Genomic DNA, 24,191 nt, shown 5'->3' on the forward strand with positions numbered 1-24,191 from the left:
TTAAGCCTTGGACACGGTGTGGACCGTCGGGCTGATAGTCGCTTCAATGACAGCACCTTCGATCCCTGTCCCTGCCCGCAAAATTTCCGCGGCTGCCTGAACAAGGTTCCGTGTCAGACCAATCTGCACCTTGACGTAGCGCACGCTGACACCAGCCTCTTGCGCGACCTCAGCGACCGCCACAGCACGTGCCTTGCCCAGTACCGATGGCAGGACGATACGCTCCGCGATGAGTTGGAGCATCGGATTTGAAAGAGATCCGACGGTAGCCTTACGTAGTGAGGCCAGGTCAACAACCAATTGTGGATCGACATCTAGGGCCCGACTCGCCGTCAGAGCCATCTGGCGAACTACGAAAACGGCCTGCCATCGCATGCCGGCGGACGCATCATTGTTGGTTGCCGTGAATTGCGCCTTCCCGTCAGCAAGACTGGCAACGGCCAGATCCCAAGTGCGATCGGGTACGTGTGCCTTGACGAACTGCAAAACGTCCGTGGCCCAGACATGATTGGTGACTTGGTCATCGAGGCGTGCCAACTGGACATCAATCTGGCTCTGAAAACCGGACTCGCATTGGTCGAACAACGGCAGAGTCGACCTGGATATGCTCCGGCGGATATGGTCGGCGCACAGGTTGCAAGCGATCCCCTGGACCCAGGCATCAAACTTCACCCCGGGAAAGGCCTGATAGCTGCCGTTTACTGTCCCCTCCCACGCTGCAACCCGAATGTCCTGCAAGACGTCGTTCACGTCGTCAAAGAACCCATATCGTGCCAGATGAATCTTCACATAGGGACGAACACCCTCGACGGCCCTCATCAGCTGGTCGATAGGGATGTCGGGTTCCGGCCGCCGACCCAGGGACTGATCGACCGCCCCGTCGATAGGTACTTCATTTGCGTCGTTGGTCCAAGGACCCATGATGATCACCGCTTCATGCGTTGACTGAATATCAAGCTCTACGCCGTCAGACGTTGTGCAGAAGATCTTGGGGACACCGTTGGTGGCGGCAGGATCGTCCCGGCATTAGCCGGGTCCCGTGGGTCGGAACGGAATCAACGATTGCGGGCGACTCACTTCAAAAGGTCATAAGACTATTGTCAAGGTATCAAAGAGATATTGTCAACGGGGTCTCTCTTACCCTGTGGACAACTATGAGGCAGAATGAAGCCATGCCCCGAATTACGCAGCCAATAGCCTCAGATTGGCCACACGAAGTCGAGCTGGCGGTCGCCACCTTTGGTAATCGAGCGCGCACCGAGATCATCCGCTACCTATTGGAAAACGGGCCGAACGCACGCGGCGAAATCGTGGCCAACGTTGGCGCCAGCGAGGCAAGCGTCGCCAAACACTTGATACTTCTTGAAGAAGCCGGCGCTGTCAGTGCAGACGTTGAACCAGGGCGCAGGCACGGTCGTGCACCGAGGTATTCAGTTAACCCTGACCGCGTCAAAGCCCTTCTGGATGCCCAACTTCGGTATTTGACGGAACCGACTCGCTAGCACCATCAGCCGTTACGGTCATACCGTGCTTCAGAAAATCGGTAATGGCTTCGAGCGTTTCCGGTGCAACGTCGGCAAGTGTGCGCGCGGCAAAGGCTTGCACCCGCGACACCCTCAAGGCCTTAACAAATTCAAGCCTTGCCTCAATGCTTCTGGGAAGCACGTCGGAGCCTAAATCCAGCAGATACGACGAATCAACGTCAAACAACTCACAGATGGCTGTCAAAACCTTCTTGTCGGTGACCAGCGCCCTCGTTCCGTCCTTCATGTAGAACCAACGGGCACGGGACATGCTCACGCCTCGTTCAGCCAATCGATCTTGGACCTCACGAAAAGTCACGTCATAGCCACGTTTTTCTGCAGCAGCATCCAAAAGAAGGTTCAGGCGCCTAGAGAGGGCCATTTGGGGCGATGGTTGGTCTTGAGGATTGCCACTTCCAGCGCTCATGCCAGGCTCCTCACGATAATGGCGTCGACTCGCCGACGATCCCGAGCCGAATCGTCGTGTCCTCTCAAGTATTATCTGTGCCTTCAAGCCCCGCAAGACAACGCTGAATTGCATTGTCTAATTCGGGCAGGAGCACCGTCTCGGAGCTGGGCGCCAGCCACGGCACCCCATTTGGAGTGCCCGAGCTGGCAGCAAAGGCACGAAGACCATCGTGATTGAGCAACTGGTTCCGATCAAGATGGAAGCAAACTTCCGTAAGAACATCACGGAGCGCAGTAAGAAAATCGATTTGTTCCTGTGGATCCCTTGCCCAATAGCGGTTTCCGCGCATGGATTCCGCAGCGCTTACGAAAGCTTCAACTTGAGGATGATTGGTCATGTCATCCGTCTCCCTCTGAATTGACCGGAATCGCCGTGTCACGGCGGCGTCTTATACGGAGTCATGGGGATTTTGGGCATTTACACCATGACCGAGTGAGAGTAAATTATGCAGAGTAGACGGGTATACACCGTCCTGCAGGTAGCCTTCTGGGAGTGTTTTCCATGGAACCGTCGATTTTGATGAACCTGACCCGAAGCCGCATCCTACATATGCTGGTCACACATGGCCCTGCCCCGGCTCCTGACATATCCAACGCACTGTCCCTGACCGAGGACGTGGTCAATCGGGAACTTGAGCGGCTAACGAGAGCTGGGTTTGTCCGGGCAAGTGAGGCAATTCCTGATAATTTCAACTCAATCTATACCTCCGACGCACCCCAAATTTTCCAAGAGATGGCACAGGTGCGCTATTTCCTGGGATTAGGAATCTGAACAGAACGGACGCCACCCTCCCCTCGGTCATGGAGAAAATCGCTTTCCTGACTATGAGTAGCTATCTAGTCATACTTGCCGATGCTTGACCGTTGGCAACACCGAAGGGAAGGCACCGCGATGACCATCTACACCCACCACAGCAGCCGCACCGACTCAGAAGCCACCGAGTGGTTGTCCCCCACTGAGATCTGCCACGAACTGCAGATTCCACTGCAGACTTTCTACCAATGGCGCGCAAAGGGCATCGGGCCACACGCCTACCGGATTGGTCGGCATTTACGCGTGAGCCGGACAGACTTCGACGCTTGGCTCGCCCTCCGATCCGATCCGTGACGCTCGAGTCGGCGTTGTCGTGACATGAGCAGAAAACCACTTCCCCTCGGAGCTTGGGGATCAATCATCACCGATCGCACCGCGGCGAAGTCATGGAGCGCACGCACCCACTACCGTGACTGGGATGGGAAGCTTCGGAAGGTGGAAGCTCGCGGCGCTTCTGCAGCAGAGGCGCGCCGCAGCTTGCAGAAGAAACTTGTCGATCGCCAGACTCCGAGAAATGGACTGGTGACTTCCACAAACAAGATCAATCAGCTCATTGAGGTGTTCCTCGTTGAGTTGGAAGGATCCGACAAGGCGTCGCGCACGAAGGACAAATACGCCTACTGCATCACGAAGTACATCGCCCCGGCGATCGGCTCAATCCGGATTGGCGAGGCATCCTCGGGCGTGATCGATCACTTCATTCGAAAAGTCGTCGAAGATGTGGGGCCTTCAACGGCCAGGAGTTGCGGCGCCGTGCTGTCTTGGATGTTCAAAGTGGCCTTGCGCCACGACGCCGTCACCGTCAATCCTGTGATCGGGATATCGATCCCTCGCAACAAGAAAGCGAAGCCCCAAGGCCTCAACGCGGAGCAATATCAAGATCTGCGCAGCAAGCTCATCGGTTGGGAACAGGCGCCAGCCCTCGGCAGGCCGCGCACACACGAACTCCATGAGATAGCGGACTTCCTGGTCCATACCGGACTGCGCCCTGGAGAGTTCTTTGCTCTCCACTGGGACGACGTCAAACTGGATGCCGCTCTGCCGACTGTGTTTATCAATGCAACCGTTATCCGGACAAGCACGGGCGGTGTACGGATCCAAGATCATCCCAAGTCCCGACACGGCGTTCGCCGTGTCACAGCCCCTGAATTTCTTGTGAAGCAGCTTCAGATCCGGCAGGAGCGCCAAAAGGAAAGCGGCTCGCCGAATCCGATGAATTTGATCTTTCCATCGTCCACCGGAACCATCTGCGATCCGAACAACATCGGCAAAATCTGGCGCAAGGCTGCCGATGCCATCGGGTATGAGTGGGTCACATTTAGGACTCTCAGGAAATCAAGCGCAACCCTGATTGCCAGAACGATGGGTCCCGAAGCAGCCGCATATCAGCTCGGCCATTCCAAGGTCTCGATGACCCAGGAGCACTACATTGAGGAGTACCAAGAAGCCTTGGACACTAGGGCGGTCATGGACGCGTTCAGCCCGAAGGAAGAGCCGTCACCGACCGATCCAAACGATGAAAAGTAACGAAAATCGAGACCCATTATGGCGTGTTTATGGCGTGTTAAGTTGAAAATGGCCCCTTTCGGGGCCATTTCAACAACCAAAATCCCCGTCATTCCGGGCTTTTTGGGCCCCCTATCAGATTCGAACTGATGACCCCCGCTTTACAAGAGCGGTGCTCTGGCCAGCTGAGCTAAGGAGGCAAACGCAATCAAGCGCTTCACAAGGTTACCGCAGGAGCACAGAAAACAAAAAACCGGCTCCCCTGCGAGCGCCACCCCTAAACTGGCCACCGCAGGAGAGCCGGTCAGCACGCTAATCCAACTAACAAAGCAAGCTAAACCAGCAACCTAACCCAAAGTCCCTACTTCTTCGCGTCCAGAATGCCCTGGACGAATGCCGGGAACTGGCCTTCCTTCCACTGCTGGCCTTCTAGGAACACGGTGGGTGTTGCATTAACTCCGCTCGTGGAAGCCAGCGCACTGGAGTACGCAACCATGGGGCGGTACGTCTTGCTATCAACACAGCTGCTGATATCCGCCGCTCCCACCTCGGTGGCCAGTGAAACCAGCTTGGCGTTGTTCAGGCCCTTGCTGTTCTCTTCAGGAGCGTTCGTGAACAAGGAGTCAAAGTACGCCTTGTACTTATCCGGCGAAACATCAGCTACACACGCGGCCGCTGCGGCTGAGCGTGAGGAGTAGTTGGTGCCCATGGCGAAACGGTCCAGGTAGTTCAATGCACGGTAGTCAACAGTGATCTCGCCGGCTTCACGCAGCTCATCAATCTGAGCACCGTTGGCCTCCTCAAAACCCTTACATGCCGGGCACATGAAGTCCACGTAAATCACCATCTGCGCGGGCTCACCTGATGCAGAAGCCTTGATGCCCAGCGCTGCCGGGTCCGCAATCTCGGCCGGAGGAGCAGTCGGCGCGGGCGGCAGCTGCTCCATGTCCACGTCCGCCGCCGGAGTCTCCGGCGGCACTACCTCGCCACCCTTGCCCAGCGTCACGCCACCAAAAGCGTTCATGCTCGCAGGCACCGGACCCGTGGAGGCAATGGGCTCATTGGCCTTCTGCGTGTTAATAACAATCAGAGCAATGATGACGATAATGGCCACGGCCGCCGCCAAAACACCACCACGAATCAACCAACCATTCCGCTTTTCCTTCTTCAGCTGGGCATCACGAATGATCTTCGCCTGCTCGCGCGCCTGGGAGGTGCGTTCAGCTTTGTTTAACCGCGGTTCGTTTTTAGAGCTCATAATTCCTCAAGTTCTTGGGCATGAAAAAAGCCGTGGTACGGCCGGTTATCGCTAATCCTATGAGACGAACCTTGGAGAAGTCCGAATGATGACGCGCTATCTCCAAAGAGACCCCCTATGTCACCAGCGAGGACCCACCAGATAGGCTAGCTCTAACCCGAGTTCTACCCCAGGGAGCTGCACGTGCCTCAAAATTCCGCTGCCAAGGCCACCAAGGCCAACGGCAATTCAGACTTCATTGTGGTCTCCAACCGCCTGCCGGTTGACCGTGTCCCTCAGGAAGAGTCCGACGACGGCTGGCGGCGTTCTCCTGGTGGGCTCGTCACCGCGTTGGCCCCCGTCATGGCTACGCGCGACGGCGCATGGATCGGTTGGCACGGCGCCGCCGATGAGACCCTTGAGCCGTTCCACCACGGCAACATGGACCTCTTCCCCGTCCCCCTCTCCGAGGATGAGGTAGAGCTCTACTACGAGGGCTTCTCCAACTCCACCCTCTGGCCGCTCTACCACGACGTCATTGCCACCCCCGAGTTCCACCGCACCTGGTGGGACACCTACCAAGTGGTCAACAAACGCTTCGCCGAAGCGGCTGCGAACGCAGCCGCACCCAACGCCACCGTCTGGGTGCAGGACTACCAGCTTCAGCTGGTCCCCCAGTATTTGCGCGCCCTGCGCCCGGATCTGCGGATTGGTTTCTTCAACCACATCCCCTTCCCCTCACCGGAAATCTTCGCCCAGATGCCGTGGCGCAAAGCCATCTTGGAAGGCCTGCTCGGCGCCGATTTGATTGGCTTCCAGCGCCCCAACGACACCGCTAATTTCCTGCGCTCAGCCCGCCGCTTCCTCGGCGCCGGCGTCAAAGCACGGCAGGTCCACGTCAAGGACTCAACAGGCACCATCACCCACATTGCTCGGGCCGAGCCGTTCCCCATCTCCATTGACGTTAGCCAGATTACGGCTCTCGCCGAAAACCCGGACGTCATTGCCCGTTCACAGCAAATCCGCGAAGAACTCGGCAACCCCAAAACCCTCCTGCTGGGCGTGGACCGGCTCGATTACACCAAGGGCATCACCCACCGCCTCAAGGCTTACGGCGAATTGCTCGACGACGGCGTTGTCCAGGTTGAGGATGCAGCCCTGATTCAGGTGGCCAGCCCCAGCCGCGAGCGCGTGGAAACCTACAAACAACTCCGCGAAGATGTTGAAGGCATGGTGGGCCGCATCAACGGCCAGCACGACACCATTCAGAACACGGCCGTGCGCTATTTGCACCACAGCTACCCTGTGGAGGAAATGGTGGCGCTTTACCTTGCCGCCGACGTCATGCTTGTCACCGCCCTGCGCGACGGTATGAACCTAGTCGCTAAGGAATATGTCGCGGCCCGTGGCGATAACACCGGTGCCCTGGTCCTGAGTGAGTTCACCGGCGCCGCCGATCAGCTCAAGCAAGCCTTGCTCATCAACCCGCATGACATTGACGGACTCAAGGCAGCCATGGCGCAGGCCATCTCCTTGCCCAAGGCCGAAGCCGCCCGCCGTATGCGCGCCATGCGCCGGCAAATTCTCGCTCATGACGTCCAGCGTTGGAGCGAGGACTTCTTGAGCACCTTGGCCGCAAAGGCAGTCCGCGATGACAGCTGAGTTACCGGCTGATCTCCGCTCCGCACTAACCGCCCTGGCCAGCACGCCCCATCTGCTGTTGGCCTTGGACTTCGACGGCACCATGGCACCCATTGTCAGCCGCGCAGAAGACGCCCGCCCGCTCCCCAGCTCGGCCGCAGCGCTGGTGGCCTTCGCCCAACTCCCGCGTACGACGACGGCCCTCATCTCTGGGCGCGCCCTGGCCAGTTTGCGTGCGGTGGCCACTCCCCCGGCACCGACACTATTGGTGGGCAGCCACGGCGCGGAAAGCTGGTGGGGCCCGGATTCCCCTCCCTTGGAACTCACTGCCATGCAGCTGACTGCGTTGGAGACGGCACGCACCGCGGTGGTTCATGCCACCTCGCGTTTTCCGGGGACCACAGCGGAACAAAAGCCGGCCGGCGTCGTGCTTCACTACAGGTTGGCCACAGAGGCAGACGGAAGGGCCGCCGTCGCCCTTGTCAGGGAGGAGCTTGAGTCCACAGCCGATCTGCACCTCACCACGGGTAAGAAAGTGCTGGAAATTTCAGCGGTCAACGCCAACAAGGGCGGCAGCGTGAGCGCCCTGCGCAACTTCACCGGCGCCACCGCAACCTTCTTCGCCGGGGACGATATCACGGACGAATTCGCGTTCGCCGCGCTGCTCCCGGGCGATCTCGGCATCAAGGTAGGGCCTGGCACCACGGCCGCACCCTTCCGCATCGCCAGCCCCGATCAGCTCCCGGCCGTACTGGAACTACTTCTTGCAGCCCGCACCAAGCACCTCAATCCGTAATGTGACCTTCCCCATGCCGGAAATGTGTCATACTTCATAGGTCAGACTAATTCGCCGCCTTGCGTGGCGTTCGGCCTGCTGAAATATCAACCATTCACTTGAGGATCGTTCGGCACGTACCTGCCGATGAAGGGACTTATCACTGTGGCTACAGTAACTTTTGATAACGCAACACGCATTTACCCGGGCACCACCAAGCCCGCCGTTGACAAGCTCAACATTGATATCGCCGATGGCGAATTCCTCGTACTCGTTGGACCTTCCGGTTGCGGAAAGTCCACCTCCTTGCGCATGCTCGCTGGCCTGGAAGATGTCAACGCCGGCCGCATCCTGATCGGCGACCGCGACGTCACAGACGTTCCGCCGAAGGACCGCGACATCGCCATGGTTTTCCAGAACTACGCGCTGTACCCGCACATGTCCGTCGCTGACAACATGGGCTTCGCCCTGAAGATCGCCGGCATCTCCAAGGAAGAGCGCGCCAAGCGTGTTCTGGAAGCTGCAAAGCTTCTTGACCTCGAGGCGTACCTGGACCGCAAGCCCAAGGCACTCTCCGGTGGTCAGCGTCAGCGTGTCGCCATGGGTCGCGCCATTGTGCGTAACCCGCAGGTGTTCCTCATGGATGAGCCCCTCTCCAACTTGGATGCCAAGCTGCGTGTGCAGACGCGTACGCAGATTGCTTCCTTGACCCGCCGTTTGGGCGTCACCACTGTTTACGTGACGCACGATCAGGTTGAGGCCATGACCATGGGTGACCGCGTTGCAGTCCTCAAGGACGGCCTCCTCATGCAGGTTGACACCCCACGCAACCTCTATGATGCCCCGCAGAACGTGTTCGTAGCTGGTTTCATTGGCTCCCCTGCCATGAACTTGCTGGAACTGCCCGTTGTTGATGGCGGCGTGAAGTTCGGTGGATCAATTTACCCCGTACCCAGCGCTGTCCTCGGCGAAGCCGCAGGCAACACGGTCACCGTGGGCGTCCGTCCCGAAGACCTCGAGATTGTCGGCAACGGCGAAGGCTTGGCTGTAGAGGCCGACGTCGTTGAAGAGTTGGGTGCCGACGCTTACGTGTACGGTCACGCCATCATCGACGGTGCAGAGCGCGACATGGTTGTCCGTGTCGACGGTCGCCGCCCACCGATGAAGGGCGACACCATCCACGTCCGCCCCCAGGTTGGCCACGTGCACCTCTTCGATGCCACCTCCGGCGCCCGCTTGGGCGACAAGGCCATCTCGCGCGACTAGTAGTTTTCGACTAGTAGTTTTGCGGCGCGGTTGCTTGTTGGATTTTCCAGCAGGCAACCGCGCTTCACCTTTTAAGAGAGAATTTAGATCATGACTGAACAACCAGGCGCCAAGTGGAACAATGAGCCCACAGACTTTGAGCAGCGCGGCAAGCTGCCCCGCAAAAGTGCGCCGCCAGCACCGGTGCTGGGCTCGCTGAACATCACCGCCGCCAGCGCCGATCCCGGCCTGTTGGACCTGCCCTGGCACATCCGTTTGGAAGAGTGGCCGGCCGAAAACTTGGCAGCCCTCCCCCGCGGTATCTCCCGGCACGTTGTCCGCTTCGCCCACCTGGACGGCTCGGTCATTGCCATCAAGGAAACCTCAGAGCACGTGGCCCGGCACGAATATCACATGCTGCGCAAGCTGGCCCGGCTGGATGTGCCCTGCGTGGAGCCGGTAGCCGTCATCAGCGGCCGCACCACCCCCAGCGGTGCTCCGCTGGATCCGGTGCTGGTCACTCGGCACCTGAAGTTCTCCTTGCCCTACCGCGCTTTGTTCTCTCAGAAGCTGCGCCGCGATACCCTGACCCGTCTCATTGATGCCCAAGCACTACTGCTGGTGCGCTTGCACCTGGTGGGTTTCTATTGGGGCGATGTCTCCCTCTCCAACACCCTCTTCCGCCGCGACGCCGGCGCTTTTGCCGCCTACCTGGTGGATGCCGAAACCGGCGAGCTTTACCCGGACCTGTCCACGGGCCAGCGCGAATACGATCTGGAAATTGCCCGCGTCAACATTGCCGGCGAACTCATGGACCTCCTCGAAGGCGGGCTCATTGAGGAAAAGGTGGACCCCGTGGCCACCAGCGAGCTCATCATGGACAGCTACCGCCGCCTCTGGGCCGAGCTGACAGAGAAGGAATCGTTTGAGCTGGAAGACCGCTGGCGCGTGGGCGCCCGCATCCGACGCCTGAACGAGTTGGGCTTTGATGTGGAAGAATACGCCATCAAGACCACCGCGGATGGCTCCACTATCCAGCTTCAACCCAAAGTGGTCGACGCCGGACACCACCAGCGCCGCATGCTCCGCCTCACCGGTATTGACGCCCAGGAAAACCAGGCCCGGCGGCTGCTCAATGACATGGACTCCTTCCGCAACGATGTCTCCCCCGCCAAGGACGAGGAGATCAGCGCGCACGAATGGGTCAGCTCCATCTTTGAACCCATAGTCCGCTCCATCCCGCGCGAGCTGGCTGGAAAATTGGAACCGGCTCAGGTGGTTCACGAGGTGCTCGAGCACCGTTGGCTGCGCTCTCAGGATGAGGACCGCAATATCCCGTTGGCCGAGGCCGTGCAGTCGTACGTGGATGGCCACCTGCGCTTCCGCCGCGACGAAGACGCCATCATGCTCAGCACCGACACGGCCACCATCAAAATGCTAGAAGGCGGAGTCCTCCCCGACGCGGCCTTCGAAGACTAACCCCACCTTCCGGACGCTAGCGCAGCAATGGTCACTTTTTTCACGACGCTAGCGCAGCAATGGTCACTTCCTAGGCGACGCTAGGGCAGCAATTCTGCCCTAGCGTCGCCTTATGGCTGCCCTAGCGTTAGCGCCAATCGCCCCCTAGCCTCCCTGCTCCACCTTGCGGTTCTCCCTCACGTACGGCAGATGGCGTGTTTCCGGCAGCCATCGCTCACTTCTGGCGATCTGCTGCGCAAACAGAGCCAACCAAAGCCCTAGACACACGCCCCTACCCACGGGCAAAGTTGCGACGATCACACCTTAGTATGTAATGTGTCACTGTATTGAATCGATTCAGTAAGTTCAGATCACAGAATCACGGAGACACGAAGACGTGCGTTTAGGAAGTAAAGTTACAAAAGGTTGGAAGGCCACCGTTGCTGTGGCCATGTCCAACTACATCGAAGCAGGCTCCATTATTGCCATCGCAACGAGTCTGACGCTCTGGCAGGATTATCTCGGCATTGACAATTACCTGACTGGACTGCTGGCAGCCCTGAGTGCCAACGCATTCGGTGCAGCCATTGGCGCGGCCATAGGCGGTCCGCTGTGCGACAGGCTTGGACGCAAATTCATTTACACCTACGATCTCATGCTGTACATGGTGGGTGTCCTGCTGGCAGCGTTTGCCGGTAATTTCTGGATGCTTCTGGTAGCTTTCGTTCTCACCGGCATCGCCGTCGGCGCCGGCGTTCCTGCGTCATGGACCTACATCGCTGAAGAAGCCCCGGCCGATAAGCGCGCAGCCCATGTTGGGACTGCACAGCTCGCCTGGTCCATCGGTCCGGTAGTTGGTTTCGCACTTGCCGTACTTGTGGGGCCCATGGGCCTGATGGGGAGCAGGCTCATCTTCATCCACCTGTTCGTCGTCGCTCTTGTCACCTGGTATCTGCGGCAGGGTCTGTCCGAGTCGAAATTGTGGACGCAGGAAGCCAAGGAGTCAAAGGGCACCAGCCGCACTCCTCGTCGCAAGATCAACTACGCCGATCTGTTTACCAACCGGACCAACCTCAAAGCCATGTTGTTCCTCTTCTGCGTGTACGCGTTCTGGAACACCGTTGCCGGCGCCATGGGCATCTTCATGCCTCGCATCTATGAATCCATCGGGGGACTCGACGCCATTCAAGCCAACTTGCTGCAGGTTGTCCTGTGGAGTTGCACCGCCCTGGCAACGTACTTCGGCTTCATGCGCCTCGCTGACAAATACAGCCGTCGTCTGCTTTATGGAATTGGCGCGGGCCTGGGTATTGCTGCTTGGCTCCTGCTGGTATTCGCTCCCCCGATCCCCGTAGTACTGGGAGCCTTCGTGGTCATGTGGGGCGTTTCTGCAGGTATCGGAGCCCAAGCTTTCTACGGTCTGTGGGCCAGCGAACTCTTCGCTACCCGGTACCGCGCCGGCGCCCAGGGCATCCTGTTCTTTGCGGCCCGCACGGCCACAGGTATTCTGAGCTTCTTCTTCCCGACCATGCTCATCACCGTCGGATTCGTCCCGCTGGGGCTGCTCATGATCGGCTTGCTGCTCGTCGCCGCTGTAGTGGGCGTCATGTTTGCTCCTGCAACGCAGGGCAAGTCGCTCGAGGAAATCGAGATTGAACGCTACGGACAGATTGTCGAGACCCGCGAAAGCGTCAACGCCTGATCAATTAGCGGAGAATCTAGTTGCACTGGAAAAGCTGGTGCACGCGTCGCCAGACTGAACAACGAATAATGGGTGGCCCTGAGAATAGTCAGGGCCACCCAAAGTGCTTTCCGGTAGACCTTCTGGTGGACCGTGGGCGAGGCCTGAATGCAGCCCCGGCCGCACTAGCGTCCGAGAATATCCCGCCATTGCTGCACTAGCGTCCGGGAGAACGTAGCCATTGCTGCCCTAGCGTCAAGGGGTGGACTGCTGACGGTGAGGCGGGATGGCTTTGCCTGGATTCAGGATTCCGGCCGGATCGAACAACGTCTTAACCCGGCGCTGCAATTCCAGCACCTCTTCGGCCTGCTCGAGGGGCAGCCAGCGCAGCTTGTACTGCCCAACCCCGTGTTCGCCCGTGATGGTCCCACCCAGCTCCAGCGCCTTGTCAATGGACTCATCCAGCGCCGCATTCAAGGCAGCAATGCCATCCGGTTCAAAGCCCGGCACCGAGAACGTGGGATGCAGATTCCCGTCACCAGCGTGAGCAATGACGTGAAGATTCACCTGATGCCGGCGCGCCATCTCCTCCAGCGCCGTAATGTAATGCACCAGCTGCGAGCGCGGCACCGCAACGTCCTCCCCCACGCGATTCTCAGCGTCCACATCCAACCCACGATTATTGCGGCGCAGCTCCACCAAACGCTGCGCCTCCGCCGGATCCTCCCTATTAACTGTGCCACCCACCTTTTTAAGTTCGACGGCGGCCACGGCCTCTTCCGCTTCTGCCGCCAACCCGTCGAACTGGATCAACAGCAACGCCGTACCCCGCGACGAGAGATTACTGCCGTTACGGAAGTCCAACTCCTTAAGTGATGGCCCATCCAGCAGTTCCAAGATGCACGGCTGAACCCTGGCCGCGCCGAGAGCCAACACCCCAGCGGCTGCCTGCTGCACCGACGGGAAGAACACAGCCACCGTGCGCACAATCGCGGGCAGGTATTTCAGCCTGAGCGTTGCCCCAACAACAATACCCAACGTCCCCTCGGAACCAACGAACAGGCTGGTCAGGTCATAACCGGCAACGCCTTTGAACGTCCGGTGCCCCGTATGGATGAGAGACGCGTCGGCCAGCACCACATCCAGTGCCAGCACGGCATCGCGCGTGACTCCGTATTTGGCGCAGCGCAGGCCGCCGGCATTCGTGGCAATGTTGCCGCCAATGGTAGAGATCTTGAAGCTGGCCGGATCTGGCGCAAACATCAGCCCGTGAGTAGCCACGACGTCGTTGAGATCTCCATTGATGACACCGGGTTCTACACGAGCAATTTCGTCTTCTGGGTTGATCTCGAGGATTTGGTTCATGCGTGTTAAATTAAGGATCGCGCACCCGGCTGTAGCATGCGCTCCGCCCGATACCCCAGTTCCGGCACCGCGCGTCACCAGGGGAACCCCGAAAGTAGCAGCCGCCCGCACCACGGCTTGGACCTGTTCAACGTTCTCCACCCACAACACCGCCAGCGGCAGTTGATAGTCGGTGACAGGGCCCTGATCGATGGCAAAGTTCTGCAGATCAGCAGCGGCCACACTGATCTGATCCGTGCGCAAATCCTGCCTCAAGAGCGCCACGAACTCCGCGTTCAGCCCAATATTCTGTTCAGCCATGTCCCACTAAGCCCTTCCCTCAGATGCTGTTTGTAGTCTATGAGATAGGGCGCAAGCCATCGTGGGCGGGCAGGACTCCATCATGGGAGTTCCTCCACAACAGGTGCCGAACGCTATGCCATCGACGTTGCGGCAGCTGCCACTGTTGCGGGGCTGATTCACGCCCTACAGTCGAACTATGGACAGCACAGATGGCACAAAGAGCACCCCCGGCGGGTCACGTGAACCGCCGTCCGATTCAACGGCCACGCTGGGTTTTGAACGTCTGTGTCAACTTTTTGATGTGACCCATTTTTCGTTTCCGCCCACCAAGGAATTTCAGGAACTGCTACGCGTTACGTCTACGCTTCCCACCCAACCCGACCTCCTTGCAGAGTTCGCCAGAGCGGAATTGAAAAACCTTTCAGTCAAGGAGCACCTGCATCTCCTTAGGGTCCTAGATCGGTTCCTGAGACACATACACATCCTGCGCTTGGAGATCTCAGAAGAACTGCTCCGGCGTCTCTTGACGAACAACCTAGACGAGAAATACGTGCGCGCCGCAATGCATTTACTCACGGACACACTGCAACTGAGCGTTGCGGAGATCTGCTTCGTGAATAGGATGGCTCGCCCAAATCCTCCAGCCCCAGCCCCAGTCCCGGCCCCAACTCCAACCCCAAGGGCTTCACATCCCAAGGTCCCAAGCCTGAGGCCTCCGGCGCTATGACTGGGGAACCATGACTCCGGCCAGCCGCCATACAAAAGCACCCGGCCCATCAAGCTGCAGCTTCTCCTCCGTCACGCCGAACTCCGCCGTGGCAAACGCAGGCGCCAACGCCAATGCCTGCGCATCAGCAGTAGAAAGACCCAACTCCGCCACTGGGAACAGCGCCGGAGCGCGCGTGGCCAGCACCAGCAACGACTCCTCCGCAGACTCGCGCACAAAGGCCAGCACATCGCCGTCGGCCATCAACCACCGCATCCCACCGTCAGCCACCGCCGGGCTGGTATGCCGCAACTCGGTCAGCGCGGCGTACGCGGCACGCAGATCCGTGACCACCCGCTCAGGGGAATCCCACGGGATGGGCGTGCGCGAGGCCTCACCATTCCACCCCTCCAAACCAAACTCATCGCCAGCAAAAACCACCGCAATGCCGGGCACCAGCATGGACAACGCGGCGGCAACCAGGGGCCCGCCCGGCATCATGACGCTCGCCGCCCGCGCCGTGTCATGGGTATTCAGCGCGTTCATGGTCGCCTTACGCACAGGCCACGAGAACGCACTGGAAAGGTCTTTATGGGTTTCAAGTACGACGTCGGCCGCCACCTTGGGCGGGCCCGCCAGCGGGGTGCCGAAAAAGTCAACGCGCGCGGCCGGGTTGCCCAGCCATTGCCAGAGGGGGCGGGTGAAATTGGAGTAGGTCATGGCGCCTTGCCAGCCAAAACCATCCACGTCGGCGCCAGCGTCGCTGGTTTCCTCACCGAGCAGCAGCGCGTTGGGGTTGATCTCCAGAATGCGGTCCTGGATGAGGGCAGCCACTTCTTTGTTAATGTTCTGCGCACCCCAGCGCCCGGTCATATTACCGACGTCAATGCGCCAGCCATCCAGGTTGAACGGAGCCTTGAGCCAATGAGCCACCACGGAATCCTCGCCCGTAACAAACACTTCGCGCAACGCCGGCGAGGCCCAGTTCAGCTTGGGCAAAGACGGCACGCCCCACCAGGATTCATACTCGGTGCGGTCCTCGTTGAAGTAGTAAAAGCCCGCTTCCACGCTGTTCGGATCAGCTTGGGCGCGCATGAACCATTCGTGAGCGTCGCCGGTGTGATTGGAGGTCAGATCCCCCATGACCTTCATGCCACGGGCATGGGCTGCTTCGACCAGACGAATCAGGGCCTCATCCCCGCCCAGCAACGGATCCACGGACATGAACGTCGAGGCGTCATAGCGGTGGTTGGAACGCCCGGGGAAGAACGGAGTCAGGTAAACAATGTCCGCGCCCAACGCTTGCAGCTCATCGAGCTTTTCGGTGACGCCATCTAGGTCGCCACCATAGAACTGCCGGGCCACATACGGACCGTCGCCCTGAACGGGAGTGTCCCAATCGCAAGCAACACCCCACTCAGGAGTGGGCCGCCCGGCAGCTGCCGCGGAGCGGGCAAAACGGTCCGGGAACACTTGGTACATGACCGCATCGTGCGACCACGCCGGAGCAGCCTTGGCCGTGGTCACCCGGAAATCGTTGTAATCGGACGTGTCCCGGTTGTGCAGTCCTGCATTGTTCAGGAACGAATAGCTGGGACCATCTTCCTGCGTACCAGCCGTCTCAATGACAAAGCGGTACAGCGCCACAGGGTTCACATGCGCCATGGTGGCTTCCCACCAGACCCACCCATCGTCAGCGGAAACCGCATCCCCCACCACAGTGGCTTCGTCATAGCGCGGCTCGGCGTCTTGAACGCTACGCACCCACACACGGGTGGCGATGCCCCAGTCTTGCGGAACACGCAACCGCAGCCTCACGCGTTCGCCAAGTTCCGGCGTCGAACCTTGCACATAGAGAGCCGAACCATCGTGGTGCGGTTGATTGCCTGCCATATTTACCCCTTTACTCCACCTTGAACCAAGCCACTCACAATGTACCGTTGCAAGAACAGGAACAGCGCCATGACAGGCACTGCGGCCAAAACCGCTCCTGCCGAGAAGATGCCCCAGTTTTTGGACCGGGTGTCAGCTACGAAGGAATAGAGGCCCACGGCGAGCGTCTGCGAATCCGGATCCGTCAGCACCACGGAGGCAATCACAAATTCGCTGGAGATGCTGATGAAGGAGAGCAGCGCCACCACGGCCAGGATGGGGGTGACCAAGCGCAAAATGATGCCGAAGAAGATCTGCACGTGGGAGGCGCCGTCGATCTTGGCCGCCTCATCGAGCTCCTGCGGGATCGTGTTGAAGAAGCCGTACATGAGGTACGTGTTTACGCCCAGCGCGCCGCCGAGGTAGACCATGATCAGGCCCAGCTGACTGCCCAGACCCAGCGAGGGGATGACGTCGGAGATGCCACTGAGCAACAAGAAAATTGCGACGACGGCCAGCAGCTGCGGGAACATCTGCAGAAGGAGCAGCGAAAGGAGGCCCATGCGGCGGCCTTTGAAGCGCATGCGGGAGAACGCGTAAGCCGCCATGGCGCCCAGGAACACGGTGGCCGCGGAGGTGACAACGCCAATGACCAGGGTGTTGATGAACCAGCGGCCGAACGGGCGGGCCGGATCGTTGAAGAGGTTGACGAAGTTGCCAATATCGACCTTCGTGAACAGGCCCTTGGTGCCCGCCAGTGTGCCGTTGGAGTTCAAGGCTGCCGAGAGTACGTAGAGCAACGGGAAGATGGCGAACAGGGTGACCACTACGCCCACCAGATGGCGCCAACCCTTGTCCTTGAACCAGACGCCGAAGGGGCGCCGCTTCACGGCAAGGAGATCGGGGGCGGTCTCTGGTGTGGGCCGAACGGGAACGGTGGTGGTGGTCATCGGTTCACTTCCTCAAGTGCTTTGGTCTGCTTGAAGCTCACGGCGGAAACGGTGGCGACAATGATGAAGATGACAATGGCCAAGGCGCTGGCCAGGCCGTAATCGCGCCCCGTTCCCTGCCCGAACGCCACCTTGTACACGAGGGTGATCAGGATGTCCGTGGAGCCGATGTCACGGGTGGTGTCCTCGAAGCGAGGCCCGCCGCCGGTCAGCATATAGATGACGTTGAAGTTGTTGAAGTTGAACGCGAAGGAGGCAATCAGCAACGGTGCAATGGAGACTAGCAGGAGCGGCAACTTGATGGAGCGGAACACGCGCCAAGCTCCGGCACCGTCCATGCGGGCCGCCTCATCCAGCTCTGCGGGCAGCGATTGCAGGGCGCCGGTGCAGACCAGGAACATATACGGGAAACCGAGCCAGAGGTTCACCACCAGGACGCTGATCTTCGCCAGAATTGGGTCCGTGAGCCAGCCGATCTCTGCCCCGCCTAGCAACGTTTGGTTCAGCCAGCCGAATTGCGGATTGAGAATACCGGACCACACCAGGCCTGAAAGGAACGCGGGGAACGCGTATGGCAGGATCATCAGCACCCGGTAGATCTTCTTCCCGCGCAGATCTTCCCGGTTGAAGGTGATGGCCAAGAACAGCCCCAGGCCGAACGTCAGGATCACGGAGGCGATGGCGAAGGTGAACGTCCAGGCGATCACGTTCAGCAGCGGGGCGCGCAGATTGGGATCGGTGAAGGCCCGGACAAAGTTGTCGAAGCCCACGTTGATCTTCCAACCGGTAGCCAGCCGTTCGCCGTCTGCGGAGGCAAAGGCGCCCTCGCCGTTATCGGTGAAGGTGGTGCCGGTTTCTACGTCGGTGAACGTGTCGGTGGCTTTGTCGAAGACCATGCTGGGCTTGAACGCGTACGCTGTGCTGCCATCGGCTGTGCGCAGGCTGCCTTGGGCGGCGTCCTCGGAGACGGGGACGGAGATGCTCAGAATGTCGTTCTGGTTGGCCACGATTTGGGCGAAGTTCAGGGTGTCATAACCGGGAACGGATACGGCCTTGCCGGTGCCATCGAGCGTTGCATCGGTGACCGTGGACAGGGGCCGGGTGGAGGAACCCATGGTAACGGTGCCGTCGGGGTTGGTGAAGAGCAGGAACAGCTCATCGTTCTGTTTTAGTACAGATGTTTTAAAAGAGAGGGAATCCGCAACACGCTTTTGTGCCGTGATCTGGATGGCCGAGATGGCATCTTCTTTGGTGCTGTTGTGTCCGTCGCCGTAGTTGGTGAACGCGATATAGCCCGAATACAGCACCACGAACACTTGGAAAACCACCAGGAAGAACACGCCCGGGGCCAAGTATTTAGCGGGCAGGCCGCCCTTGCGCAGATAAATCCAGTTGATCAGCAACGTCACTGCGGCCGCGATGACCAAGATGGTCCAAGAGGCACTGAGGAACAGAGTGATCATCACGAATACCGCAAAGGCATCCACCAAACCCAACAACACCACCTTGACCATGGTGGATTTCAGCGATTCCATGCCGTGGCTCCTCTTGGGCGGACCCGGCTTGCCTGAGCCGTGCTTCGTTGCAGGGCCATCGGGAGAATTGGTGCCGCTTTTCACCCGTGGTGCGGGTCCGGCGTCGTTGGTGGATTCTGGAACTCGCATCACGTGGTTATCCTCTTGCAGTGCTTCACAGGCGACGATACGGTGCGTGGCGCCCAGCCGTGTGGCCGGGCCCCACGCACCTCTACTTACTGGTCTTACAGGTATTACTGGCGGTGCAGGTCTTACTCGAACGTGCGCTTACGCGCCGATCTTGGACTTGATGGTGGCAGCCATCTTGGGCCAGTCAGTGGCCGGATCACCCTTGCCCTTGATCATGTCGAGCTCGGTGGCGCCCCAGTCGTTCCAGACGGCATCCATTTCGGGGATTGCGGGCATGGGAACGCCGTTGACGCCAATCTTGCCGAAGCCCGCAACGATGGGATCCGAGGAAGCCTTTTCGAAGGACGCGGTCAACGCCGGAGGACGCCCACCAGCCGTGAACATGGAGTCCTGGGCGGCCTCTGTGGTCAGGTAGTTGGTGACGAACTCGGTGGTGGCCAGGGCGTTGGCGCTCTTGGCGCTGATGAAGAAGCCGTTGACGCCGACGAACGGCTGCGCGGGCTTGTCTCCTGCGGTGGGCAGCGGGTCAACGGCGACCTTGATGCCGGCCTTCTGCAGATCCGGGACATTCCACGGGCCGGTGAGGAAGTACGGGCTCTTGCCGTTCTTGAACTCTTCCTTGGCAATGTCGCCGGTGATGTTGGAGTTGAGTACCTTGGAACCGGTATCTCCCCACTCCACGAGCTTCTTGGCAAATTCGACGCCGGCCGGCTCACCGAGGATGAGCTGCTTGGGATCGTAACCACCATCGGCGTCCAGGCCGAAGACGGCCGAACCCATGGAGGTCTGTAGCGGGTAGAGGTGGTAGGGATCGCCCTGCTTGGGATCCAGACCCACCAGGAACGCGTACTGGGCCTTGCCGGAATCGACAACACCCTTACCTGCGGCGATGACCTCGTCGAAGGTGGTGACGGCGGCCGGCAGCAAGTCCGTGTTGCGCAGCAAAGCAATGTTTTCTACTGAGTACGGGACACCGTACGTGGAGCCGTTGAAGGTCATGGCCTTGATGGAGGTTTTGGAGAACGCGGAGGTCTTATCGCCGAGCTCAACGGGTGCGATCACACCGTTCTGGACGAACTTGCCTACCCAGTCATGCGGGCCAACAATCAAATCCGGGCCCTTGCCGGTGGGAACCTGGGTGATGAAGTCATCGCGTACTGCGGCGAAGTCCTTGATGACGAGCTTTACTTCAATGCCGGTATCGGCCTTGAACTTTGCGGCAATGTCCTTCAGCGCCGGTGAGCGTTCAGCGTCAACCCACATGGTGATGGTGGTGGCTCCGCCAGCCGCCAAATCCGAGGTGGTGGACGATGCGGAGGTGGTGGGCTTGGTATCGCCGCCGCAGGCACTGAGCGCGAGTGCGCCCACTGCCGACAACGCGCCAACGGCAAAGACGCGACGACTGACGGGGTTGGCACTTGTATTTGGCAACTTCATTGGTGTCCCTTTCTTGAGCCCAGCACTCCTGTGGAGGCGTTTGCGGGCAAAAATCACGTTAGTGGCCTACCTCACAGAAGGTAAGCATTCTCAAAGATACATGAAAACGGTTCCAAAAAGATAGTCCCAGGGCAACCCATTTTCCATTTTTCTCGATCCCACACCCTTCTTGGCACTACTTGACCCACAGACCAACACGCTATAGTTCCCGCAACTTAGGCATATTTGGCTGCTCATTGGCCACCACACAGACAGTCGTAACAGTTTTGAGAACGTTTACAATTTTGCGATAACTCTCTAAGGTTGTACCCATGTCTGCCACCTCGTTAGCTTCCAGTGTTCCCCTGACCGCCGCTGTGCCCGTTGACCTTGTGTCCGTTAGTCCTGTGCCCGTTGGCGCGCTGACACCGATCCATGCGGCAACACCGCAGGGTGCATCCGGGGAAGCACCGCACTGGAGCTCCGACTCCGTGATCTACCAGATCTACCCGCGGTCCTTCCGCGACAGCAACGGCGACGGCGTAGGCGACTTGGCAGGCATCACCCTGGAATTGGGCCAGCTGGCACAGTTGGGCGTGGACGCCGTCTGGCTCTCACCGTTCTTCAGCTCACCGCAGCGCGACGCCGGCTACGACGTTTCGGACTACCGCCAAGTGGATCCGCTCTTTGGCACACTGGCAGACTTCGACCACATGGTGGAAACAGCCACCGCACTAAACCTGCGCGTCATCATCGATCTGGTCCCCAACCACTGCTCTGATCAGCACCAACTCTTCCAGGCCGCCCTTGCCGCAGCCCCCGGCAGCCCGGAACGGGATGTGTTCATCTTCCGCGAGGGTAAGGGACCCGACGGGGCCCTGCCACCGAACAACTGGCAGTCACACTTTGGCGGCCCGGCCTGGACCCGCGTCGATGGGTCCACCGGCGAGCCAGGCCAGTGGTTCTTGCACCTCTTCGATTCCACCCAGCCCGACTTCAACTGGGACAACACCACCGTCCAGGCGGAATTCGAAGAAACCCTGCGTTTCTGGCTCGACCGCGGCGTGTACGGCTTCCGCGTGGACGTAGCCCACGCCCTCGTCAAAGCCGACGGCTTACCTGACTGGGGCGGCACAGCCTGGGGCGGCAGCATCGAAGACTTCCCCGGCCACCTCGCACCCATGTTCGGCCAGCCAGCCCTGCACGATATCTACCGCCGCTGGCGCGAGGTCCTCGCCGAGTACGGTCCGGAGCGCATCCTGTGCGCCGAGGCCAACGTGGACCCGCTGGAGCGCATGGCCGATTGGGTGCGCCCCGACCAGATGCACCAGGCCTTCAACTTCCCCTACCTCGGCACCGGATTCTCCGCGCCCGCCCTGCGCACCGTGGTTGAGGACTCCCTGCGCGCCTTCGACGCCGTTGGCGCACCCAGCACGTGGGTCCTCTCCAACCATGACGTGGTGCGTCACGCTACCCGCTTCGGGTACGACGGCGGTAGCCCTCGCGATGGCGATGGCATAGGCGCCGGTGATGAACAGCCCAACCTCGCACTTGGCCGCCAACGTGCGGCTGCCGCTTCCCTCTTCATGTTGGCGCTTCCAGGCGCGTGCTACCTCTACCAAGGCGAAGAGCTGGGCCTCCCAGACCACACGACACTGCCGGATGAGGCTCGCCAAGATCCCACGTTCATCCGCACCGGCGGTGAGCGCATCGGCCGCGACGGCTGCCGAGTACCGCTCCCCTGGCGGACAGAGAGCCCGTCTGCCGGATTCAGCGACGGCGCCGCCCCAGCCGCCCCGTGGCTCCCCCAACCCTTGGATTGGTCAGACTACGCGCGCGATGCCCAGGCCAACGATCCGGCGTCGCACTTGGCGTTGTACCGCAAGGCCCTTGCTCTGCGCCGCGAACTGAATCTGGGCACAGGTTCGCTGGCGTGGGCCGAGGAATACTGCACGGAACATTCGCTGGCGTTTCTGAACGGAAGCACGCTGGTGCTCATCAACACCGGCAGCGAATCCCTGTCATTGCCCGCTGGGATCGTCATTGCGCGGTCTCTGCCTGCCCTCGGCGACAGCGCTGAACTAGAATCGTCCGAGGCTATCTGGCTGAAATTGTGACGCAAGAACTGAAGGGCAAAAAAGTGGCGGGCATCAAAGAGGTTGCGGAACTCTCCGGACTGTCCATCGCAACGGTTTCGCGCGCCTTGGGCGGCAAAGGGAGCGTCTCCGCCAAGAGTCGCAAACTTGCCCAGGATGCGGCCGCGGAACTTGGCTTCGTATTGTCTTATGCTGCCTCCAGCCTGGCCTCAGGCCGAAACCACAACATTGGAATCGTGGTTCCCGGCGTCAACCGCTGGTTCTATTCCAGCGTGATCGACGGCGCCTCCGAGGTGCTCATCGAGGCCGGCTACGACCTCACCCTCTACACCACCAGCCAAAATGAGAGCCACCGCGCCACCATTCTCACTGACTTCCTGCTGCGAAAGAGGCTCGACGCCGTCATTGCCGTTTCGCTGGAACTCACCGAGTCTGAGGTCAGTCAGCTGCTGGCGATCCACCGTCCCGTCTTGGGGATTGGCGGGCCGCTGCCCGGCGCCGACAGTCTTCGCGTCGATGACTTCGAGTTGGCGAAGCGGGCTACCGAGCACCTGATCGGGCTGGGCCACACACGGATCGCACACATTGGCGGCGATCACGAGTACGATTCTGACTTCAAACTGCCCGGGACTCGGCGCAGCGGATACCAAACTGCTATGGAACAGGCTCAGCTGCCCACCTCTGAGGCGTGGCAGCGCAGCTCCGACTTCACCGTCCAGGGCGCTTACACCACCGCCCGCGCCCTGTTAGGCGGTGGCCTAATGCGGCCCACTGCAGTCTTCGCAGCTTCCGATGAAATGGCCATCGGCACCATCCTTGCTGCGAGAGACTTTGGGTTGCGAGTACCCGAAGAACTTTCGGTGATCGGCATTGATGGGCACGAGCTGGGTCAAGTCTTTGGACTGACCACCTTCGATCAGAAACCGCGGGAACAGGGAGCTCTAGCAGCACACCGTATTTTGGCGCGTTTGGATCAGTCCTCTCAGGATGCCGCTGTTACCTATGAGCCGGTGGCAGAGGAATTCCCCACCCAACTGGTAGTGCGCAGCAGTACGGCTGTGCCGCCAGCGGAATAGCTCCCCGCTGCCGAGGTGCTCTCGGTTCTATGGCTGATGAACGTTCCTGTCGAGGCGTGCGTGGATACGTGTGTCGGGGCGTGGGTCCGGGCGCGCGTCCGGAGTGTGCTCTGTGAGCAGGGTACCTGTGCGTTCATCCGTGAGGAAAAGTTGTTTAGGACGCTCAGAACGACCTTTCCTCACGGCTGAATGCATTTGGATCGGAAGGAAGCCTCTGACCCGCCCTTGCTGTACGCATATGCTGGCGACTAACCGGCGCTGGTGTGCCCGCGCTGGCCTGGACAAGACTGACGGAAATAGAGCCGGTTAAACAGGTGTGGCCACCGCGTGGGTGGCCGTTACTTGTTTGTTAATGTGGGGAGGCCCCGCACTGTGTGCGGGGCCTCTACCCTTACTGGTTGTCCGGCGGTGTCCTA

At 59.9% G+C, this 24,191-nt stretch carries 19 protein-coding genes and 1 tRNA gene; 10 read left to right on the forward strand and 10 right to left on the reverse strand.

Annotated features, from left to right (window positions below):
* The 3 genes from ACX80D_RS09995 to ACX80D_RS10005 form a co-directional block, all read right to left on the reverse strand.
* Positions 1-930, reverse strand: coding sequence for a hypothetical protein (locus tag ACX80D_RS09995; protein ID WP_459322513.1), 930 nt, complete (start codon positions 928-930; stop codon positions 1-3).
* A gap of 519 nt (positions 931-1,449) precedes the next feature.
* A complete protein-coding gene (locus ACX80D_RS10000; RefSeq protein ID WP_459322514.1) occupies positions 1,450-1,950 on the reverse strand; it encodes a hypothetical protein in 501 nt (166 codons plus the stop codon).
* 64 nt (positions 1,951-2,014) lie between these two features.
* Positions 2,015-2,329: a hypothetical protein gene (locus ACX80D_RS10005; RefSeq protein WP_459322515.1), complete on the reverse strand. Its 315-nt coding sequence runs from the start codon at positions 2,327-2,329 to the stop codon at positions 2,015-2,017.
* A gap of 164 nt (positions 2,330-2,493) precedes the next feature.
* On the opposite strand from ACX80D_RS10005, the gene ACX80D_RS10010 reads away from it, so the two are divergent.
* The 3 genes from ACX80D_RS10010 (at position 2,494) to ACX80D_RS10020 (ending at position 4,332) form a co-directional block, all read left to right on the forward strand.
* Positions 2,494-2,763 (forward strand): helix-turn-helix domain-containing protein, encoded by a 270-nt coding sequence (locus tag ACX80D_RS10010; RefSeq protein ID WP_459322516.1) that lies wholly within the window; start codon positions 2,494-2,496, stop codon positions 2,761-2,763.
* A gap of 120 nt (positions 2,764-2,883) precedes the next feature.
* Positions 2,884-3,099 carry a helix-turn-helix domain-containing protein gene (locus tag ACX80D_RS10015; RefSeq protein ID WP_459322517.1) on the forward strand — a complete coding sequence of 72 codons (216 nt, stop codon included), beginning with the start codon at positions 2,884-2,886 and terminating at the stop codon, positions 3,097-3,099.
* Positions 3,100-3,240: 141 nt separating this feature from the next.
* Positions 3,241-4,332, forward strand: a complete 1,092-nt coding sequence (locus ACX80D_RS10020) for a tyrosine-type recombinase/integrase (RefSeq protein WP_459322518.1) — start codon at positions 3,241-3,243, stop codon at positions 4,330-4,332.
* A 105-nt stretch (positions 4,333-4,437) separates the two neighbouring features.
* Here ACX80D_RS10020 and ACX80D_RS10025 read toward each other — a convergent pair.
* Positions 4,438-4,511 (reverse strand) — tRNA-Thr (locus tag ACX80D_RS10025).
* Positions 4,512-4,672: 161 nt separating this feature from the next.
* On the reverse strand, positions 4,673-5,569 hold the full coding sequence (locus ACX80D_RS10030) for a DsbA family protein (protein ID WP_459322519.1): 897 nt from the start codon (positions 5,567-5,569) through the stop codon (positions 4,673-4,675).
* A gap of 183 nt (positions 5,570-5,752) precedes the next feature.
* On the opposite strand from ACX80D_RS10030, the gene ACX80D_RS10035 reads away from it, so the two are divergent.
* From ACX80D_RS10035 to ACX80D_RS10055, 5 genes are all read left to right on the forward strand, one after another.
* Positions 5,753-7,210, forward strand: a complete 1,458-nt coding sequence (locus ACX80D_RS10035) for an alpha,alpha-trehalose-phosphate synthase (UDP-forming) (protein ID WP_459322520.1) — start codon at positions 5,753-5,755, stop codon at positions 7,208-7,210.
* The gene (gene otsB / locus ACX80D_RS10040) at positions 7,200-7,985 is read left to right on the forward strand and encodes a trehalose-phosphatase (protein ID WP_459322521.1); all 786 of its coding nucleotides are present in this window, start codon (positions 7,200-7,202) and stop codon (positions 7,983-7,985) included. The genes ACX80D_RS10035 and otsB overlap by 11 nt, the downstream gene beginning before the upstream one ends.
* Before the next feature lie 144 nt (positions 7,986-8,129).
* Positions 8,130-9,230 carry an ABC transporter ATP-binding protein gene (locus tag ACX80D_RS10045; protein ID WP_459322522.1) on the forward strand — a complete coding sequence of 367 codons (1,101 nt, stop codon included), beginning with the start codon at positions 8,130-8,132 and terminating at the stop codon, positions 9,228-9,230.
* A 90-nt stretch (positions 9,231-9,320) separates the two neighbouring features.
* A complete protein-coding gene (locus tag ACX80D_RS10050) occupies positions 9,321-10,688 on the forward strand; it encodes a DUF4032 domain-containing protein (protein ID WP_459322523.1) in 1,368 nt (455 codons plus the stop codon).
* A 376-nt stretch (positions 10,689-11,064) separates the two neighbouring features.
* Positions 11,065-12,369, forward strand: coding sequence for an MFS transporter (locus ACX80D_RS10055; RefSeq protein WP_459322524.1), 1,305 nt, complete (start codon positions 11,065-11,067; stop codon positions 12,367-12,369).
* Positions 12,370-12,603: 234 nt separating this feature from the next.
* On the opposite strand, the gene ACX80D_RS10060 is transcribed toward ACX80D_RS10055, so the two are convergent.
* The 5 genes from ACX80D_RS10060 to ACX80D_RS10080 form a co-directional block, all read right to left on the reverse strand.
* Positions 12,604-14,013: an FAD-binding oxidoreductase gene (locus tag ACX80D_RS10060; RefSeq protein WP_459322525.1), complete on the reverse strand. Its 1,410-nt coding sequence runs from the start codon at positions 14,011-14,013 to the stop codon at positions 12,604-12,606.
* A 703-nt stretch (positions 14,014-14,716) separates the two neighbouring features.
* Positions 14,717-16,594: a glycoside hydrolase family 13 protein gene (locus ACX80D_RS10065; protein WP_459322526.1), complete on the reverse strand. Its 1,878-nt coding sequence runs from the start codon at positions 16,592-16,594 to the stop codon at positions 14,717-14,719.
* Positions 16,595-16,596: 2 nt separating this feature from the next.
* On the reverse strand, positions 16,597-17,523 hold the full coding sequence (locus ACX80D_RS10070; RefSeq protein ID WP_459322527.1) for a sugar ABC transporter permease: 927 nt from the start codon (positions 17,521-17,523) through the stop codon (positions 16,597-16,599).
* Positions 17,520-19,187 (reverse strand): ABC transporter permease subunit, encoded by a 1,668-nt coding sequence (locus tag ACX80D_RS10075; protein WP_459322530.1) that lies wholly within the window; start codon positions 19,185-19,187, stop codon positions 17,520-17,522. The genes ACX80D_RS10070 and ACX80D_RS10075 overlap by 4 nt, the downstream gene beginning before the upstream one ends.
* Positions 19,188-19,325: 138 nt before the next feature.
* The gene (locus ACX80D_RS10080) at positions 19,326-20,624 is read right to left on the reverse strand and encodes a sugar ABC transporter substrate-binding protein (protein ID WP_459322528.1); all 1,299 of its coding nucleotides are present in this window, start codon (positions 20,622-20,624) and stop codon (positions 19,326-19,328) included.
* A 311-nt stretch (positions 20,625-20,935) separates the two neighbouring features.
* Between ACX80D_RS10080 and ACX80D_RS10085 the strand changes: the two genes are divergently transcribed.
* Both ACX80D_RS10085 and ACX80D_RS10090 read left to right on the forward strand, forming a co-directional pair.
* Positions 20,936-22,720, forward strand: coding sequence for a glycoside hydrolase family 13 protein (locus ACX80D_RS10085; RefSeq protein ID WP_459322529.1), 1,785 nt, complete (start codon positions 20,936-20,938; stop codon positions 22,718-22,720).
* 23 nt (positions 22,721-22,743) lie between these two features.
* The gene (locus tag ACX80D_RS10090) at positions 22,744-23,775 is read left to right on the forward strand and encodes a LacI family DNA-binding transcriptional regulator (RefSeq protein WP_459322531.1); all 1,032 of its coding nucleotides are present in this window, start codon (positions 22,744-22,746) and stop codon (positions 23,773-23,775) included.
* Positions 23,776-24,191 lie beyond the last annotated feature (416 nt).

Source organism: Arthrobacter sp. Sr24, from assembly GCF_054511175.1.

Bases quoted from the DNA above. Each gene is read 5' to 3' on its own strand.
- ACX80D_RS10085 (WP_459322529.1), top strand. From the start codon at position 20,936: ATGTCTGCCACCTCGTTAGCTTCCAGTGTTCCCCTGACCGCCGCTGTG.
- ACX80D_RS10015 (WP_459322517.1), top strand. From the start codon at position 2,884: ATGACCATCTACACCCACCACAGCAGCCGCACCGACTCAGAAGCCACC.
- ACX80D_RS10065 (WP_459322526.1), bottom strand. From the start codon at position 16,594: ATGGCAGGCAATCAACCGCACCACGATGGTTCGGCTCTCTATGTGCAA.
- ACX80D_RS10080 (WP_459322528.1), bottom strand. From the start codon at position 20,624: ATGAAGTTGCCAAATACAAGTGCCAACCCCGTCAGTCGTCGCGTCTTT.
- ACX80D_RS10070 (WP_459322527.1), bottom strand. From the start codon at position 17,523: ATGACCACCACCACCGTTCCCGTTCGGCCCACACCAGAGACCGCCCCC.
- ACX80D_RS10000 (WP_459322514.1), bottom strand. From the start codon at position 1,950: ATGAGCGCTGGAAGTGGCAATCCTCAAGACCAACCATCGCCCCAAATG.
- ACX80D_RS10075 (WP_459322530.1), bottom strand. From the start codon at position 19,187: ATGCGAGTTCCAGAATCCACCAACGACGCCGGACCCGCACCACGGGTG.
- ACX80D_RS10010 (WP_459322516.1), top strand. From the start codon at position 2,494: ATGGAACCGTCGATTTTGATGAACCTGACCCGAAGCCGCATCCTACAT.
- ACX80D_RS10060 (WP_459322525.1), bottom strand. From the start codon at position 14,013: ATGGCTGAACAGAATATTGGGCTGAACGCGGAGTTCGTGGCGCTCTTG.
- ACX80D_RS10050 (WP_459322523.1), top strand. From the start codon at position 9,321: ATGACTGAACAACCAGGCGCCAAGTGGAACAATGAGCCCACAGACTTT.
- ACX80D_RS10030 (WP_459322519.1), bottom strand. From the start codon at position 5,569: ATGAGCTCTAAAAACGAACCGCGGTTAAACAAAGCTGAACGCACCTCC.
- otsB (WP_459322521.1), top strand. From the start codon at position 7,200: ATGACAGCTGAGTTACCGGCTGATCTCCGCTCCGCACTAACCGCCCTG.
- ACX80D_RS10005 (WP_459322515.1), bottom strand. From the start codon at position 2,329: ATGACCAATCATCCTCAAGTTGAAGCTTTCGTAAGCGCTGCGGAATCC.